Here is a 16,163-nt window from a genome sequence, read left to right as displayed (position 1 = left end):
GCCGCTGGGCGGCGAGCCGGCGGGCCGCCTCGACGCCTGGTTCGCCGCGCGCGGCTGGACGCCCGCGCCCTTCCAGCGCGAGACCTGGGGGCACTACCTCGCCGGGCGCGACGGTCTCCTGCACGCGCCGACCGGCAGCGGCAAGACCCTCGCGGTCTGGGGCGGTCCCCTGCTCTCCGCGCTCGCCGCACCGCCACCGCCGCGCCGCCGCGGCCCGCGCCGGCTCCGCGCCCTGTGGATCACGCCGCTCAAGGCGCTGGCGCAGGACACCGCACATGCCCTGCGCGCACCCCTGCGCCCGCTCGGCCTGGACTGGGAGATCGGCATCCGCACCGGCGACGCCTCGACCCGCGAGCGCAGGCGCGCACGCGAGAGCCGCTTCGACGCACTGGTGACGACGCCGGAGAGCCTCTCGCTGCTGCTGTCCCATGCCGATGCCGCGCCGATGCTCGCCGGACTGGAAGCGGTCGTGGTCGACGAGTGGCACGCGCTGATGGCGACCAAGCGCGGCGTGCTGCTGGAGCTGGCGCTGGCCCGCCTGCGCGCGCTCGCGCCGGACCTGCGCATCTGGGGCCTGTCGGCCACGCTCGGCAACCTGGACGAGGCGCGCCGGGCGCTGCTGCCGCATGCGCCCGACGCGCCGCTGGTGCATGCGGTCGCACCGCGCGAAACGGCCATCGAGACCCTGCTGCCGCCGCAGGACGCGCGTTTTCCCTGGGCGGGCCACCTCGGCCTGAAGCAGTTGCCCCAGGTCCTCCAACGCCTGCTCGCGGTCCGCACCAGCCTGCTGTTCACCAACACCCGCTCGCAGGCCGAGCTGTGGCACCAGGCGCTGGCCGCGGTGTGGCCGGAGGCGCCGGAGACCCTCGCCCTGCACCACGGCTCCCTCGACACCGGCCTGCGCCACGCGATCGAGGACGCCCTGCGCGCCGGGCGCCTGCGCTGCGTGGTGGCGACCTCCAGCCTCGATCTCGGCGTGGACTTCCCCGACGTCGACCAGGTGCTGCAGGTGGGCAGCCCGCGCGGCATCGCCCGCCTGCTGCAGCGCGCCGGCCGCGCGGGCCACCGCCCCGGCGAGGCCGGGCGCATCGTCTGCGTGCCGACGCACCTGCTGGAACTCCTCGAATTCGCGGCGGCGCGACACGCGCTGGCGACCGGGCGCATCGAGGCGCGGCCGCCGCTGCGGCTGTCGCTGGACGTGCTCGCCCAGCACCTGGCGACCCTCGCGCTCGGCGGCGGCTTCGACGCCGAGGCGGCCTGGGCCGAAGTGCGCGGCACGCACGCCTTCGCCGACCTGCGGCGCGAGCACTGGGACGCGGTGCTGGACTTCCTGGTGCAGGGCGGCGCGGCGCTGTCGAGCTATCCGGAGTTCGCGCGCGTGCGTCGGGGCGACGACGGCCGCTACGTGATGACCGACCGCCGTCAGGCGCTGCGGCACCGGCTGTCGATCGGCACCATCGTCGGCGACGGCAGCGTGCAGGTGCGCTACCTCCGCGGCGGTGCGCTGGGTGCTGTCGAGGAGGCCTTCGTCGCGCGCCTGCGGCCGGGCGCGCGCTTCGCCTTCGCCGGGCGCACGCTCGAGTTCGTGCGGCTCAAGGACATGACCGCCTACGTGCGCCGCGTCGAGGGCGCGCGCGGCGCCGCCGTCCGCTGGATGGGCGCACGCATGCCGCTGTCGTCCGAGCTCGGCGCGGAACTGCGGCACGTCGTCGCCGGCGGCGAGGCGGACGCGCCGGAAGTGCGCGCCGTGCGCTCCCTGCTCGACCTCCAGGCCCGCATCTCCGCCCTGCCCGGCACCGACGACCTCCTGGTCGAGAGCCTGGTGGTGCGCGGGGAACGGCAGCTGTTCCTCTATCCCTTCGCCGGGCGCGACGTGCACGAGGGCTTGGCCGCGCTGCTCGCCACCCGCTGGTCGCGCCTGGCGCCCAACACCATCGGCTTCGCGGTGAACGACTACGGCCTGGTGCTGGCCCTGGCGCGCCCGATGCCCGTGGACGAGACCGTGCTGGCCGCGCTGCTTTCGCCCGACGGGCTGCTGGAGGACCTGCGGGCCAGCCTGGACCTCGGAGAACTCGCGCGCCGTCGCTTCCGCGAGATCGCGCGGGTGGCGGGGCTGCTGCCGCCGTCGCTGCCGGGACGCGCACCGCCCGGTCTGCGCACGCTGCAGGCCTCGGCGGGACTGATCTTCGACGTGCTGCGCCGTCACGATCCCGGCCACGTCCTCCTCGCCCAGGCCGAGCGCGAGGTGTACGAGGCGCAGCTCGACCTCCCCCGCCTGCACGCCACGCTGGCCGACCTGCGTGCACGCCGCTGGCTGCTGCGCACGCCGCGTGGCCTCTCCCCGCTCGGCTTCCCGCTGTGGGCCGAGCGCATGCGCGGCAACCTCAGCAACGAGGACTGGCGCACCCGCATGGCACGGGCCGCGGCCCGGCTGGAGGCGCGCTGGGCGCGGGAGGAGGCGCGGCCTAGAAGAAGAGGAAGCGGATCACGACCACGCTGAGCGCGGCGGTGCCGAGGAAGCCCAGCAGCGCGATCAGCCCGTCGCGCGCGATCAGCGACAGCGCGAACAGCGTGACCGAGAAGCCCGCCGCGGTCGCCGCGAAGGGCATCAGCTCCATGGGCGGCATCGTTATCGCGATCACCATGCAGCACAGGGCCACGGCGTACAGCCCGGGCCCCCTGGTCAGGAAGGTCAGCCGGCGGTGCAGCGGCTTGTCGATCCAGCGCGCGGGCGTCTCCATGAAGCGCATCGCCTGCTCGAAGCGCCGGCGGCCGATGTGCCGCCGGAGCAGGAACTTCGGCATCCAGAACCGCTTGCGCCCGATCAGCAGTTGTCCCGAGGCCAGGAAGATCAGGATGGCCATGGCGCTCGGCACGCCGGGGATGCCGCTCAGCGGCGAGAGCGCGATCAGGCCCGGCAGCAGCAGCACCGGCCCGAAGGAACGCGTGCCCACGGCCTCGAGCATGTGCTCCAGGCTCACGCCCTTGTCGTCGGAGTGGTCCGCGGCCGTGCTGAGCTTGTGCAGCATGCCCTGCAGGTCGGTCGGTTCGCGCTCGTCGTTCATTCGGAAAGGGGTGCGGAAAAGGGGCCGGCGGCGGGCCGCGGAGCGGCAGCGTAGCCAGCGCAGGCGGTCGGGAATGTGACGGCCGTCGGTGGCAATCGGGGCACCGCGCCCCCACCTCGCAGGCATGCCCGCTCTGCCCCGGCTCGACCTCGCCGGCCACCCCGCCGTCCTGCTGCCCGGACGCGCCCTGCTGCTGCCGGGGCTCGCGATGCTGGTCGTGGCCGACCTGCACCTGGGCAAGGGCGACGCCCTCCGCCGCGGCGGCATCGCGCTGCCCCGCGGCGGCACCCGCGACGACCTCGCGCGCCTGCAGGACCTCGTCGCGCGCCACGCGGCGCGGCGGCTGACGATCGTCGGCGACGTGCTGCACGGCGCGGCGCACGACGCCGCCTGGCGGGCCGAGTGGCGGGCCTGGCGCGAGGCGCACGCCGCGCTGGACGTGGCCGCGGTGCCCGGCAACCACGACCGCGCGCTCGCCGGCGCCGGGCTGGACATCCGCCTGCTCGGCGCCCGCCATGTCGAGGACGGGCTGGTGTTCCGCCACGTGCCGGCGCCGGATGCGGCCGGCACGGTCGTCGCCGGGCACCTGCACCCGGTGGTGCGCGTGCAGGGGGTGGGCCCGCGGAGCCGCTTTCCGGCCTTCTGGCACGCAGCCGAGGACGACGTGCTCACCCTGCCCGCCTTCTCCGCCTTCACCGGCGGCGCCGAATTCGCGCGCGCCCACGGCGACCGGGTGTGGGCCTGCGCCGGGGACGACGTGGTCCCGCTGCAGCCCGCCTCGGGCCCGACATGACCTCCGCGGCAGGCCGCGCCACACTGGAGGCCGATCCACCGTCCGGACACGCATGCCCACCACCACCACCGTCTTCCTCGACCGCGCCTCCCTCGATCTCGGCGACCTCGACCTCGCCGGACTGCACGCCGCCGCGGGCGACCTCGTCCTGCACGACGCGACCGCGCCCGAGGCGGTCGCCGGGCGCCTCGCCGGCGCCGAGGTCGTCCTGAGCAACAAGGTGCCGATCGCCGCGGAGACCTTCGCCGCCTGCCCCGCGCTGCGCCTGGTGCTGGTGGTGGCGACCGGCACCAACAACGTGGACCTCGACGCCGCGCGGCGGCACGGCGTGACCGTCTGCAACGGGCGCGGCTACGGCACCACCGCCGTCGCCCAGCACACGATGATGCTGATCCTGGCCCTGCACACGCGCTTCCTCGACTACCAGCGCGACGTCCGCGCCGGCGCGTGGCAGCGTGCGCCGCAGTTCTGCCTGATGCACCACCCCGTGGAGGAGCTGGCCGGCCGCACGCTCGGCATCCTCGGCCACGGTGAACTCGGGCAGGCGGTGGGCCGTCTGGCGGAGGCCTTCGGCATGCGCGTGCGGATCGGCCGCATCCCCGGCCGTCCGGACCGGCCCGGCTACGTTCCCTTCGAGACGCTGCTGGCCGAGGCCGACGTGGTGAGCCTGCACTGCCCGCTGACCGAGGCCACCCGCAACCTCATCGACGCCGACGCGCTTGCGCGCATGAAGCCGGGCGCCTTCCTCGTCAACACCGGCCGCGGCGGGCTCGTCGACGAGGCGGCGCTGGCCGACGCCCTGCGCCGCGGCGCCATCGCCGGCGCGGGCGTGGACGTGCTGACCGAGGAGCCGCCGCGCCGCGGCAACGTCCTGCTCGCCGACGACATCCCCAATCTCGTGGTCACCCCGCACAACGCCTGGGCCAGCCGCCAGGCCCGGCAGCGCCTGCTCAACCAGACCGTCGAGAACCTGCGCGCCTGGCGCGCCGGCAGGCCGGTCCGGGTGGTCGCATGAACGCCTCCGGCCCGCTTCCGCTGGAGCCCCTGCTGCGCCTGCTCGGCACGCCCCGCGAAACGCCCCTGCTGCACATGAGCATCGCCCTGGCGCTGCAGCAGCGCGACCGGCGGGACGAGGCCATGGCCCACCTGCGCACGGCGGTGGCGCGCGACCCGGCCTACGCAGCCGCGCACCGCCTGCTGGGCCTGCTCGCGCTGGAATCCGGCGACGCCGCGGCCGCGCGCACGGCCTTCGCCGAGGGCCTGGAGGCGGCGCGGCAGCGCGGCGACAAGCAGCTGGAGAAGGAGCTGGCGGTCCGCCTGCGGCGGCTGGACAGGACGCCGCCGGAGGCGTGAGCCGCACTGCACGGGCCGCGCCGTCCGCGTGAAGGCGCAGCGCAACCCCCGCTGACCCGGTCGTCGCCGCGGCGTTGATTGCGCGGCGCGCGCCCGCATCCTGTCGGCATGCCCGGGTTCCGCTTCCATCCCGCGGTCGCCGGCTGGTTCGACGCGACCTTCCCTGCGCCGACCCCGGCCCAGGCGGGCGCGTGGCCGGCCATCGCCGAGGGGCGCGACACGCTGATCGTGGCGCCGACCGGCTCGGGCAAGACCCTCGCCGCCTTCCTGGCCGCCATCGACGCCCTCGTCCGCGAGGCCGACGCCGGGGACGGCCTGCCGGACGAGACGCGGGTGGTCTACGTCTCGCCGCTCAAGGCGCTGTCGAACGACGTCAACCTCAACCTGACCGCGCCCCTCGCCGGAATCGCCGCGCGGCTCGACCGCGACCCCGGCATCCGCACCGCCGTGCGCACCGGCGACACGCCGCAGCGCGAGCGCGACGCCATGCGCCGGCGCCCGCCGCACATCCTGGTCACCACGCCGGAGTCGCTCTACATCCTGCTGGGCTCGGAATCAGGCCGGAAGATGCTCGCGGCCACGCGCGAGGTCATCGTGGACGAGATCCACGCGGTCGCCGGCAGCAAGCGCGGCGCCCACCTCGCACTGACGCTGGAGCGCCTCGACGCCCTCTGCGGGCGCAGGCCGACCCGCGTCGGCCTGTCCGCGACGCAGCGACCGATCGCGACCGTGGCCCGCTTCCTCTGCGGCACCGGGCGCGGCGAGGCTTGCACCCTCGTCGACGCCGGGCACGCGCGCGCCCGCGACCTGGGGCTCGAGGTCGCCGGCACGCCGCTCGCGCCGGTCATGTCCGGCGACGCCTGGAGCGAGGTGCACGCGCGCCTCGCCACGCTGATCCAGGCGCACCGCAGCACCCTGGTGTTCGTCAACACGCGGCGCATGGCCGAGCGCCTGACCCGCCACCTGTCCGATGCGCTGGGCCGCGAGGCGGTGGCCGCCCACCACGGCAGCATGGCGCGCGAGCACCGGCTCGACGCCGAACAGCGGCTCAAGCGCGGCGAACTCAAGGCGCTGGTCGCCACCGCCTCGCTCGAACTGGGCATCGACATCGGCGACGTGGACCTGGTCTGCCAGATCGGCTCGCCACGCGCGATCAACGCCTTCCTGCAGCGCGCGGGGCGCGCCGGCCATGCCGTCGGCGGCACGCCCAAGGCGCGGCTGTTCCCGACCTCGCGCGACGACCTCGTCGAGTGCGCGGCGCTGCTGGACGCGGTACGCCGCGGGGAGCTGGACACCCTGGTCGTCCCCGAGGCGCCGCTGGACGTGCTGGCGCAGCAGATCGTGGCCGAGGTCTCCGCGGGCGAGCGCGACGAGGACGGGCTGTACGCCCTCGCGACGCGGGCGTGGCCGTTCCGGGCGCTGTCGCGCGAGGACTTCGACGCCGTGGTGCGCATGCTCGCCGAGGGCTTCGCCACCCGCCGCGGGCCGCGCGCGGCCTACCTGCACCGCGATGCCGTCAACCGCGTGCTGCGCCCGCGCCGCAACGCGCGCACCACCGTCGTCACCTCGGGCGGGGCGATCCCCGACACCGCCGACTACGACGTGGTGCTGGAGCCGGCCGCGCAGCGCATCGGCAGCGTCAACGAGGACTTCGCGGTCGAATCGCTGGCAGGGGACGTGTTCCAGCTCGGCAACCGCTCCTACCGCATCCTGCGCATCGAGCGCGGCCGGGTGCGGGTGGAGGACGCACAGGGACAGCCGCCGAGCATCCCGTTCTGGATCGGCGAGGCGCCCGGACGCAGCGACGCGCTGTCGCACGCGGTGTCGCGGCTGCGCGCCGAGGTCGCCGCGCGCCTGGACGCCGGCGGCACGATCGCCGCCCGCGCCTGGCTGGAACGCGAGGTCGGCATCGGCGGCGCGGCCGCGGAGCAGCTCGTGGACTACCTGCTGCGCGCACGCGCCGCGCTCGGCCTGCTGCCCACGCAGGAGACGCTGGCGATGGAGCGCTTCTTCGACGCCTCCGGCGGCATGCAGCTGGTCATCCATTCGCCCTGGGGCAGCCGCATGAACCGCGCCTGGGGCCTCGCCCTGCGCAAGCGCTTCTGTCGCAGCTTCAACTTCGAGCTGCAGGCGGCCGCGACCGAGGACGCCATCGTGCTCTCGCTCTCGACCAGCCACAGCTTCGAGCTGGGCGACGTGGCGCGCTACCTGCACTCCGGCTCGGTGCGCGAGGTGCTGGTGCAGGCCATGCTCGATGCGCCCATGTTCGCCACCCGCTGGCGCTGGAACGCGACCACCGCCCTCGCCCTGCCGCGCTTCGCCGGCGGCGCCCGGGTGGCCCCGCAACTGCAGCGGATGAAGTCCGAGGACCTGCTGGCCACCGTGTTCCCCGACCAGGTCGCCTGCCAGGAGAACATCGTCGGCGAGCGCGAGGTGCCCGACCATCCGCTGGTCGCGCAGACGGTGCGCGACTGCCTCACCGAGGCCATGGACATCGACCGGCTCGAAGCGCTGCTCCGCCGGCTGGAGAGCGGCGAGGCGCGCATCGTCGCCCGCGATCTGACCCAGCCTTCGCCGCTGGCGGCGGAAGTGCTCGGCGCCCGCCCCTACGCCTTCCTCGACGATGCGCCGCTGGAGGAGCGCCGCACCCAGGCCGTGAGCGAGCGCCGCTTCGGCGACGCGGACACCGTGGGCGATTTCGGCGCGCTGGATGCGACGGCCATCGCCGCGGTGCGCGCCGAGGCCTGGCCCGACCCGCGCGACCGCGACGAAGTGCACGAGGCGCTGGTGGGCCTGGGCTGCGTCGCCGCGGCCGAAGCCACCGCGCACGGCTGGGACGCGCATCTCGCCACCCTCGCGACCGAAGGGCGCGCCGCCCGCCTGCTGCCCGCGGCCGGCAACGCGCTGTGGGTCGCGGTCGAGCGCCTGCCGGCGCTCGCGGCGGTGCACCCGGAGGCACCCGTCGAACCCGTGCCGAGGGTCCCGGAGGACTACGCACGCGAGACCTGGACGCGCGAGCGCGCCCTGGTCGAGCTGCTGCGCGCCCGCCTCACCGGGCTGGGCCCGACGCCGCTCGCGCCGCTGGCGGAGACGCTCGGGGTGGACGTCGACGACGCCCTGCTCGCCCTCCTCGCCCTGCAGTCCGAGGGCTTCGTGCTGCGCGGGCGCTACTCGCCCGACGCCGCGGAGGAGGAATGGTGCGAGCGCCACCTGCTCGCGCGCATCCACCGCTACACCGTCGGGCGCCTGCGTCGCGAGGTCGAGCCGGTGGCGGTGCGCGACTTCATGCGCTTCCTGTTCGACTGGCAGCGGCTCGCGCCCGGGGCCCGCGCCGCCGGGCCGGATGCGCTGCCGGGCGTGCTCGCCCAGCTCGAAGGCTTCGAGGCGCCGGCGGCGGCCTGGGAGGGAGAACTGCTGCCCGCCCGGCTGCAGGGCTACGAGATCGGCTGGCTCGACGCGCAGTGCAGCGCCGGACGCGTCGCCTGGACGCGGCTGGCGCCGGGCATGGGCGCGCCGGCATCGCTGAAGGGCTCGCCGCTGGCCCTGCTGCCGCGGCGCATGCTCGCCCGCTGGATCGGCCTCGCCGACACCGCTGCCGGCGAGGCGCGCGAGGCGCTGTCGTCGCGCGCGCAGCGGGTGCTCGACGATCTCCAGCGCCACGGGGCCTCCTTCCTCGACGACATCGGCGACCGCAGCCGGCTGCTGCGGGTGGAACTGGAGGACGCCCTGGCCGAACTGGTGGCTTCCGGGCGCATCACCGCCGACGGCTTCAACGGCCTGCGCGCCCTGCTGGTGCCGCCGTCGCGGCGCGCCGGGGCGGCCCGCCGGGGCCGTCGTGCCTCGCTGTTCGGCCTGGCCGATGCCGGCCGCTGGGCGCCCCTGGCGCGCGGCGGGAGCAGCGACGACGACACGGTGGAACACGTCGCGCGGGTATTGCTGCGCCGCTACGGCGTGGTGTGCTGGCGCCTGCTGGCGCGCGAGGCGGCATGGCTGCCGCCCTGGCGCAGCCTGCTGCGGGTCTACCAGCGCCTGGAGGCGCGCGGCGAGATCCGCGGCGGGCGTTTCGTGGACGGCCTGGTCGGCGAACAGTTCGCCCTTCCCGAGGCCGTCGGTCTGCTGCGCAGCGTGCGCCGGCGCCCGCACGACGGGCGGATCCTGGTGGTCGCCGCCAGCGACCCGCTCAACCTCGCCGGCATCCTGCTGCCGGGCCCGCGCGTGCCGGCCGTGCTCGGCAACCGCGTCGCGTGGCAGGACGGCGTCCCCGTGGCCGCGAGGATCGCCGGGGAGACGGTGCGCCTCGACGACGCCGCGCCCGCGGTCGCGTCCTGGGAACCGGGTTCGGTTTCCGCCACCTCCACCGAACCCGCGCACTAGAGCGCGCTCCGGGGCGGTTGCGGGACGGACCGGGGGCGTGACGCAACGCGCGTGCCCCCAGCGGCACGTACCGACGCCCCTCCCCGTGCGCGCGCATCTCCTCTCCGCGAGACGTGACGCCCCTGCAACGGTCATTCGGCCGTCATACCGGCGTCGCCGGACTGCCACCTCCGCGGCGCAGGCTGCGTCAAACCGGAGGAGACGCCATGTACGTCGCGATCGTCACCGAGACCTACCCGCCCGAGATCAACGGGGTGGCGCTGACGGTACGCAGCCTCGAGGAGGGCCTGTCGGAACTCGGCCATCGCGTCGCCATCGTTCGGCCGCGCCGGGGCGACCGCCAGGCGCCCCGGCAGGACGAACTGCTCGTCCCGGGCATGGGCCTGCCGCGCTACCCGGGCCTGCACATGGGACTCCCGGCAACGCGCCGCCTGGTCCGCCATTGGGGGACGGACCGCCCCGACGCCATCTACGTCGCCACCGAGGGCCCGCTCGGCGCCTCCGCGGTCGCCGCCGCACGCCGGCTCGGGATTCCGGCCACGACCGGCTACCACACCCGCTTCGACGACTACCTGGCGGACTACGGCATCGGCGCGCTGGCGCCCCTGGCGCGGCGCTGGCTGCGCCACGTCCACAACCGTGCCGGCGCCACCCTGGTGCCCACGCGCGCCCTCGTCGAGGAACTCACCGGACGCGGCTTCCGCACCGTGCTGCGGCTGGCGCGCGCGGTGGACACGCGGCGCTTCGACCCGGCGCACCGCGACCCGGCCCTGCGCGCGGCCTGGGGCGCCGCGCCGGACACGCCGGTCGTCATCCACGTCGGCCGCATCGCCGCGGAGAAGAACCTTCAACTCGCGGTGCGCGCCTTCCGCGCCCTGCAGGAGGACCGCCCGGACGCCCGCTTCGTGCTGGTCGGCGACGGCCCGGCGCGCGCGGCGCTGGAGCGCGCCAATCCCGACTTCGTGTTCTGCGGCATCCAGCGCGACATGGCGCTGGCCAGGCATTTCGCCAGCGGCGACGTGTTCCTCTTCCCGAGCACGACCGAGACCTTCGGCAACGTGACCCTGGAAGCCATGGCCAGCGGCGTGGCCACGGTCGCCTTCGACTACGGCGCGGCGCGCGAGCACATCCGCAACGGCATCAGCGGCCGCACCATCGCGCTCGGCGACGAGATCGACTTCGTCCGCGCCGCCTGCATGCTCGGCACCGAGCCCGCACTGCGGGCCCGCCTCGCCGCCGCCGGCCGCCAGGCGGTGGCCGAACTCGAACCCCGGGCGGTCTCGGCGCGCTTCGCACAGATCCTCGCCGATCTCCGCACGCATCCCCCGCAGGCCGACCTGCAGGGCATCGAGGTGCCGCGATGAACGCCCAGCGCCGCGGCCTGCGGGAGGTCGAACACGCCTGGTGCGTGTACGCCAACCGCTGGGCGCTGCGCCCGGAGGTGGGCCGCGGCTTCTCCATCGTGAGCCGGCTGGGCGACGGCGTGTTCTGGTACACGCTGATGCTGGCCATCGTTGCGTTCGACGGGCTGGACGGGCTGCGCGCCTCCCTGCACATGGCCGCCACCGGCGCGCTGGCGCTGTTCCTCTACCGCCGCCTCAAGCGCTGGACCCGCCGCCCGCGTCCCTACGCCGCCGACGGCCGCATCCGCGCGCTCGTGCCGGCGCTGGACGAGTTCAGCTTCCCGTCCGGCCACACCCTGCACGCGGTGGCCTTCACCATCGTCGCGCTCGCGCACTACCCGATGCTCGCGCCGCTGCTGCTGCCCTTCACCGCGGCCGTCGCCGCGTCCCGCGTGGTGCTGGGGCTGCACTATCCCAGCGACGTCCTCGCCGCGACCGCCATCGGCGCCACCCTGGCCTCCGCCTCGCTCTGGGTGGCGGGCGCGCTGGTGGTCTGACCGCGACAAGCGCGCTGCGCGCGCTCATCCCGGTGGTGAGAAGTGAGACCTGAGGAGTGAGGAACGAGAGGGGAGATTCGACTGCGCGTCGCCCCTTCATGCACTCCTCAAGCAGCGCGCTGCGCGCGCTTCACCCCCATCCCGGCCTTCCCCCGCAGGCGGGGGAAGGGGCTTTGCAGCGAGAAGTGGGGAACGAGGAGTGAGGAACGAGAAAAAGCACGGCTGCTCGCACGCGTTCCTCACTCCTCCTCCACGCACTCCTCGACCATCAGCCCCCTCCCCCGCGGACAGCGGGGGAGGGTTGGGGTGGGGGCGCTTCTGCTGCGAGAAGTGAGACATGAGGAGTGAGAAACGAGCGGAGATTCGACTGCGCGTCCTCCCCTTGATGCACTCCTCAAGCAGCGCGCTGCGCGCGCTTCACCCCCATCCCGGCCTTCCCCCGCAGGCGGGGGAAGGGGCTGTACGGCGAGAAGTGGGGATGAGGAGTGAGGAACGAGAGACAGCGCCGCTGCCCCGCACTCGCTTCTCACTCCTCTCCACTCTCTCCTCGACCAGGCCTCACTCGCCTCTCGACAACACCTTCGCCGCCCCGATCGCCGGGCGGAGCTGGGCCGGCCAGTCGCGGTCGACCGCGACCTGGGCCTCGGCACGGGTGGCCTCGAGCGCCTCGAAGTCGAGGTCGGCGATGGCCCAGACCTGGTCGCCCCGGGTGGCGGCGAGGATGCCGTCCTCGGGCAGGCCGCGGTCCATCGGCGCGAACAACGCCGCCTCGCCGGAATTCACGTCCAGCGCCGGGCTCCACTCGGCGATCCCGGCGGTGACCGACTGCGCGACGAAGCAGCGGTTCTCAAGCGCGCGGGCCATGCAGCCGACGCGCACCCGGGTGGCGCCGGCGGCGGTGTCGGTGCAGCTCGGCACGGTCAGCAGGCGCATGCCGGCCTCGCGCTGGGCGCGGACCGGGAGCGGGAACTCGCTGTCGTAGCAGACCGCGGTGCCGGTGCGGATGCCGTCCACCTCGAACACGCCCAGCGCATCGCCGGGCTCGATGCTGCCCACCTCCAGCTCGAACGCGGTCAGCGCCAGCTTGTCCTGGTACAGGTGCCCGCCGCCGGCGAAGAACCAGTCGCTGCGGTTGCGATAGCGCCCGTCGCCGATGCCGAGCAGGAAGGTGCCGGCGTTGATGTGCAGGTCGAGCTCGTCGGCCAGCCGCGCATACAGCGCCAGCCACGCCGCACGATGCTGCTGGATGGCCGCCAGCGAGGCATGCAGGTCCGCGTGCACCGCGGCCGGGAAGGTCGCGGCCAGTTCGAGCGAGAGGTACTCGGGCAGCACGGCGACGCGCGCGCCGGCGGCTCGGGCCTCGCCGAGCAGGCGCGCCTGGGTCTCGGCGAAGGCCTCGAAGTCCCGGGGACGGCCGATGGGGTACTTGGCGACGGCGACCTTCATGCCGCGTCCTCCAGCCGGCGCAGCCAGAAGGTCAGGGTCTTGGGCGTCTCCTCCATCTCGCCGTGTTCGGCCCAGCGCAGGGTCGCCTGCATGCCCGGGCGCTTCCCGTAGCCGCGCTTCCGCCAGAAGGCGTCGTTGTCGCGGTGCCCGGGCGGCCGCCGGGGATCGTCCGGCGCGCGGTCGACGGAGCAGAACGCGGTCCAGTCGAAGCGCCCCAGGCTGCGCGCATAGCCCTCGCGCTCGTCGAAGAAGCGGTGCCCGAGTCCGCGCCCGCGGTACTCGTGGAGCAGGACGGACTCGCCGAAGTAGAACACCCGCTCCGGGTCGATGCCGGCGTCGCGGAACGGCGTCCGGAACGCCTCCTCCTCGTCGGCGAGCGGAATGCCGGTGGAGGCGCCGATCACCCGCTCGCCGTCGAAGGCGAGCACGAACAGGCTGTGCGGCGCACGCGCGTAGCGGGCCAGATAGCGCGCCTCGTAGTCGGCGTCGCCGGCGTAGAGATAGGGGAAGTCCTCGAACACCGCGATGCGCAGGCGGGCGACGTCGTCGAGGTACGGGAGGATGCCCTCGCCGCTGAGGACGAGGACGCGCAGGGCTTCGTTCATCCCCGCGATTCTAGGGCTCCGGGGTCGTGCAGCGGCACACCGCTGCATTCCGCAGGTGCGACGGGCGTCCGGTTTGGGGCACTCTTGGGGCGTTCGTTCCGGGGAGAGTCCTGCGTGGAAGCCATCGTCAGCGCCGTCAACGGCGTCATCTGGAGCCCTGCGCTCATCGTCCTGTGCCTGGGTGCCGGCCTGTATTTCTCGATCCGCACCCGCTTCATGCAGGTCCGCGGCTTCCGCGAGATGATCCGGCTGATGCTCGCCGGCGAGAAGTCGGCCGCCGGCGTCAGCCCCTTCCAGGCTTTGGCGATCTCGCTCTCCGGCCGCGTGGGCACCGGCAACATCGCCGGCGTCGCCACCGCGATCACCTTCGGCGGGCCGGGCGCGGTGTTCTGGATGTGGATGGTGGCCTTCCTCGGCGCCTCCACCGCCTACGTCGAATCGACGCTCGCGCAGATCTACAAGGAGAAGGACGACAAGGGCCTCTACCGCGGCGGCCCGGCGTACTACATCGAGAAGGCCATGGGCCAGAAGTGGTACGCGTGGATCTTCGCGATCGCCACCATCGTCGCCACCGGCTTCCTGCTGCCGGGCGTGCAGGCCAACAGCATCGCCCAGGGCATGAACAACGCCTTCAACGTGCCGCCGACGGTCACCGCCACCGTCATCGTGATCGCGCTGGGCTTCATCATCTTCGGCGGCGTCAAGCGCATCGCGCGCTTCGCCGAGGTGGTCGTGCCGTTCATGGCGCTGGCCTACATCCTGATCGCGCTGGTGGTGATGTTCCTCAACATCAACCAGGTGCCGGAGGTGATCGCCCTGGTGCTGCGCAGCGCCTTCGGCCTGGAGGCGGGCTTCGGCGCGGTGCTCGGCCTCGCCGTCGAGTGGGGCGTGAAGCGCGGCATCTACTCCAACGAAGCCGGCCAGGGCACCGGTCCGCACGCCGCGGCGGCGGCCGAGGTCTCGCACCCCGCGAAGCAGGGCTACGTCCAAGCGTTCTCGATCTACGTCGACACCCTGCTGGTGTGCTCGGCGACCGCGTTCCTGATCCTCTCGACCGGGCTGTACAACGTCGTGCGACCGGCCGGTGGCTTCATCGTCGAGCGCCTCCCGGGCGTGGAGGTCGGGCCGCGCTACGCGCAGGCGGCGGTCGAGACGGTGCTGCCGGGCTACGGCGCCGGCTTCGTCGCCCTGGCGCTGCTGTTCTTCGCGTTCACGACCATCCTTGCCTACTACTACATGGCGGAGACCAACGTTGCCTACATCAACCGCAAGGTCCACCGCCCGTGGATGACCTTCGCCCTGCGGGTGCTGATCCTCGCCGCGGTGACCTACGGCTGCGTGCGCAGCGCCAAGCTCGCCTGGGACATGGGCGACATCGGCGTGGGCCTGATGGCCTGGCTGAACATCGTCGCCATCCTCATCCTGCAGCGCCCCGCCCTGCGCGCCCTGCGCGACTACGAGGCCCAGAAGAAGGCGGGCCTGGACCCCGTGTTCGACCCCGACGCGCTCGGCATCCGCAACGCCGACCTGTGGCGCGAGAAGCTCGCCGCGAGCCAGGCGACGGTGCCCCCGCCGGCCGACGACGCACCCGCCGACGCCAGCGCGGCCGAATCCCCGCCGCGTGGCTGAGGAGTGAGTGGAGAGGAGTGTGACGGTCGAGGAGTGAGCGCAGAGGAGTGAGGAACGAGTGCGAGCAGCTGCGCTTTCTCTCACTCCTCATCCCCACTTCTCGCTGCAAACCCCTTCCCCCGCCTGCGGGGGAAGGCTGGGATGGGGGGTGAAGCGCGCGCAGCGCGCTGCTTGAGGAGTGCATGAAGGGGACGACGCGCAGTCGAATTCCCCCCGTTTCTCACTCCTCATCTCTCACTTCTTGCAGCAGAAGCGCCCCCTCCCCAGCCCTCCCCCGCTGTTCGCGGGGGAGGGGGCAGAGCGGTCGAGGAGTGAGCGCAGAGGAGTGAGGAGTGAGGAGTGAGGAGCGAGTGCGAGCAACTGTGCTTTCTCTCGTTCCTCACTCCTCATCCCCCACTCCCCGCTGCAAACCCCTTCCCCCGCCTGCGGGGGAAGGCCGGGATGGGGGTGAAGCGCGCGCAGCGCGCTGCTTGAGGAGTGCATGAAGGGGAGGACGCGCAGTCGAATCTCCGCTCGTTTCTCACTCCTCATGTCTCACTTCTCGCAGCAGAAGCGCCCCCTCCCCAACCCTCCCCCGCTGTCCGCGGGGGAGGGAGCTGACGGTCGAGGAATGAGCGCAGAGGAGTGAGAAACGCGTGCGGGGCAGCGGTGCTGTCTCTCGTTCCTCTACTCCTCATCCCCACTTCTCGCCGTAAAGCCCCTTCCCCCGCCTGCGGGGGAAGGCCGGGATGGGGTGAAGCGCGCGCAGCGCGCTGCTTGAGGAGTGCATGAAGGAGACGACGCGCAGTCGAATCTCCGCTCGTTTCTCACTCCTCATGTCTCCTTTCTTGCAGCAGAAGCGCCCCCTCCCCAGCCCTCCCCCGCTGTCCGCGGGGGAGGGGGCAGAGCGGTCGAGGAGTGAGTGCAGAGGAGTGAGTAACGAGTGCGAGCAGCTGTGCTGTCTCTCGTTCCTCACTCCTCATCCCCCCCACTCCTCGCTGTAAAGCCCCTTCCCCCGC

General features: G+C 73.7%; 11 protein-coding genes. 8 read left to right on the top strand and 3 right to left on the bottom strand.

The genetic code is table 11. The annotated features are described in order from the left end of the window. Positions 1–4: 4 nt before the first annotated feature. The gene (locus ACFO3Q_RS04130) at positions 5–2,500 is read left to right on the top strand and encodes a ligase-associated DNA damage response DEXH box helicase (RefSeq protein ID WP_377003370.1); all 2,496 of its coding nucleotides are present in this window, start codon (positions 5–7) and stop codon (positions 2,498–2,500) included. On the opposite strand, the gene ACFO3Q_RS04125 is transcribed toward ACFO3Q_RS04130, so the two are convergent. Continuing rightward, positions 2,466–3,065 carry an exopolysaccharide biosynthesis protein gene (locus tag ACFO3Q_RS04125; protein WP_377003369.1) on the bottom strand — a complete coding sequence of 200 codons (600 nt, stop codon included), beginning with the start codon at positions 3,063–3,065 and terminating at the stop codon, positions 2,466–2,468. The genes ACFO3Q_RS04130 and ACFO3Q_RS04125 overlap by 35 nt on opposite strands. 124 nt (positions 3,066–3,189) lie before the next feature. Here ACFO3Q_RS04125 and pdeM point away from each other — a divergent pair, with 124 nt between their 5' ends. From pdeM to ACFO3Q_RS04095, 6 genes are all read left to right on the top strand, one after another. After that, positions 3,190–3,858: a ligase-associated DNA damage response endonuclease PdeM gene (pdeM, locus tag ACFO3Q_RS04120; protein WP_377003368.1), complete on the top strand. Its 669-nt coding sequence runs from the start codon at positions 3,190–3,192 to the stop codon at positions 3,856–3,858. A 52-nt stretch (positions 3,859–3,910) separates the two neighbouring features. After that, entirely contained in the window at positions 3,911–4,873 is a 963-nt protein-coding gene (locus tag ACFO3Q_RS04115; protein ID WP_377003367.1) for a 2-hydroxyacid dehydrogenase, read from the top strand. Next, positions 4,870–5,211, top strand: a complete 342-nt coding sequence (locus ACFO3Q_RS04110) for a tetratricopeptide repeat protein (protein WP_377003366.1) — start codon at positions 4,870–4,872, stop codon at positions 5,209–5,211. The genes ACFO3Q_RS04115 and ACFO3Q_RS04110 overlap by 4 nt, the downstream gene beginning before the upstream one ends. A 108-nt stretch (positions 5,212–5,319) precedes the next feature. Beyond that, positions 5,320–9,585 carry a DEAD/DEAH box helicase gene (locus ACFO3Q_RS04105; protein WP_377003365.1) on the top strand — a complete coding sequence of 1,422 codons (4,266 nt, stop codon included), beginning with the start codon at positions 5,320–5,322 and terminating at the stop codon, positions 9,583–9,585. Between the two features lie 206 nt (positions 9,586–9,791). After that, entirely contained in the window at positions 9,792–10,949 is a 1,158-nt protein-coding gene (locus tag ACFO3Q_RS04100; protein ID WP_377003364.1) for a glycosyltransferase family 4 protein, read from the top strand. Further along, positions 10,946–11,485: a phosphatase PAP2 family protein gene (locus ACFO3Q_RS04095; RefSeq protein WP_377003363.1), complete on the top strand. Its 540-nt coding sequence runs from the start codon at positions 10,946–10,948 to the stop codon at positions 11,483–11,485. The genes ACFO3Q_RS04100 and ACFO3Q_RS04095 overlap by 4 nt, the downstream gene beginning before the upstream one ends. A gap of 558 nt (positions 11,486–12,043) precedes the next feature. Here the strand turns inward: ACFO3Q_RS04095 and ACFO3Q_RS04090 are convergent. Both ACFO3Q_RS04090 and ACFO3Q_RS04085 read right to left on the bottom strand, forming a co-directional pair. Then, positions 12,044–12,931 (bottom strand): carbon-nitrogen hydrolase family protein, encoded by an 888-nt coding sequence (locus ACFO3Q_RS04090; protein WP_377003362.1) that lies wholly within the window; start codon positions 12,929–12,931, stop codon positions 12,044–12,046. After that, positions 12,928–13,584, bottom strand: a complete 657-nt coding sequence (locus ACFO3Q_RS04085) for a GNAT family N-acetyltransferase (RefSeq protein WP_377003361.1) — start codon at positions 13,582–13,584, stop codon at positions 12,928–12,930. Before ACFO3Q_RS04085 ends, ACFO3Q_RS04090 begins: the two co-directional genes overlap by 4 nt. Before the next feature lie 66 nt (positions 13,585–13,650). On the opposite strand from ACFO3Q_RS04085, the gene ACFO3Q_RS04080 reads away from it, so the two are divergent. After that, complete coding sequence (locus tag ACFO3Q_RS04080; protein ID WP_377003360.1) at positions 13,651–15,165, top strand: alanine/glycine:cation symporter family protein; 1,515 nt, start codon at positions 13,651–13,653, stop codon at positions 15,163–15,165. Positions 15,166–16,163 lie beyond the last annotated feature (998 nt).

The organism is Coralloluteibacterium thermophilum (genome assembly GCF_042654365.1).
Classification (GTDB): Bacteria; Pseudomonadota; Gammaproteobacteria; order Xanthomonadales; family Xanthomonadaceae; genus Coralloluteibacterium; species Coralloluteibacterium thermophilum.
This window is presented reverse-complemented; position numbering and strand designations above follow the sequence as displayed.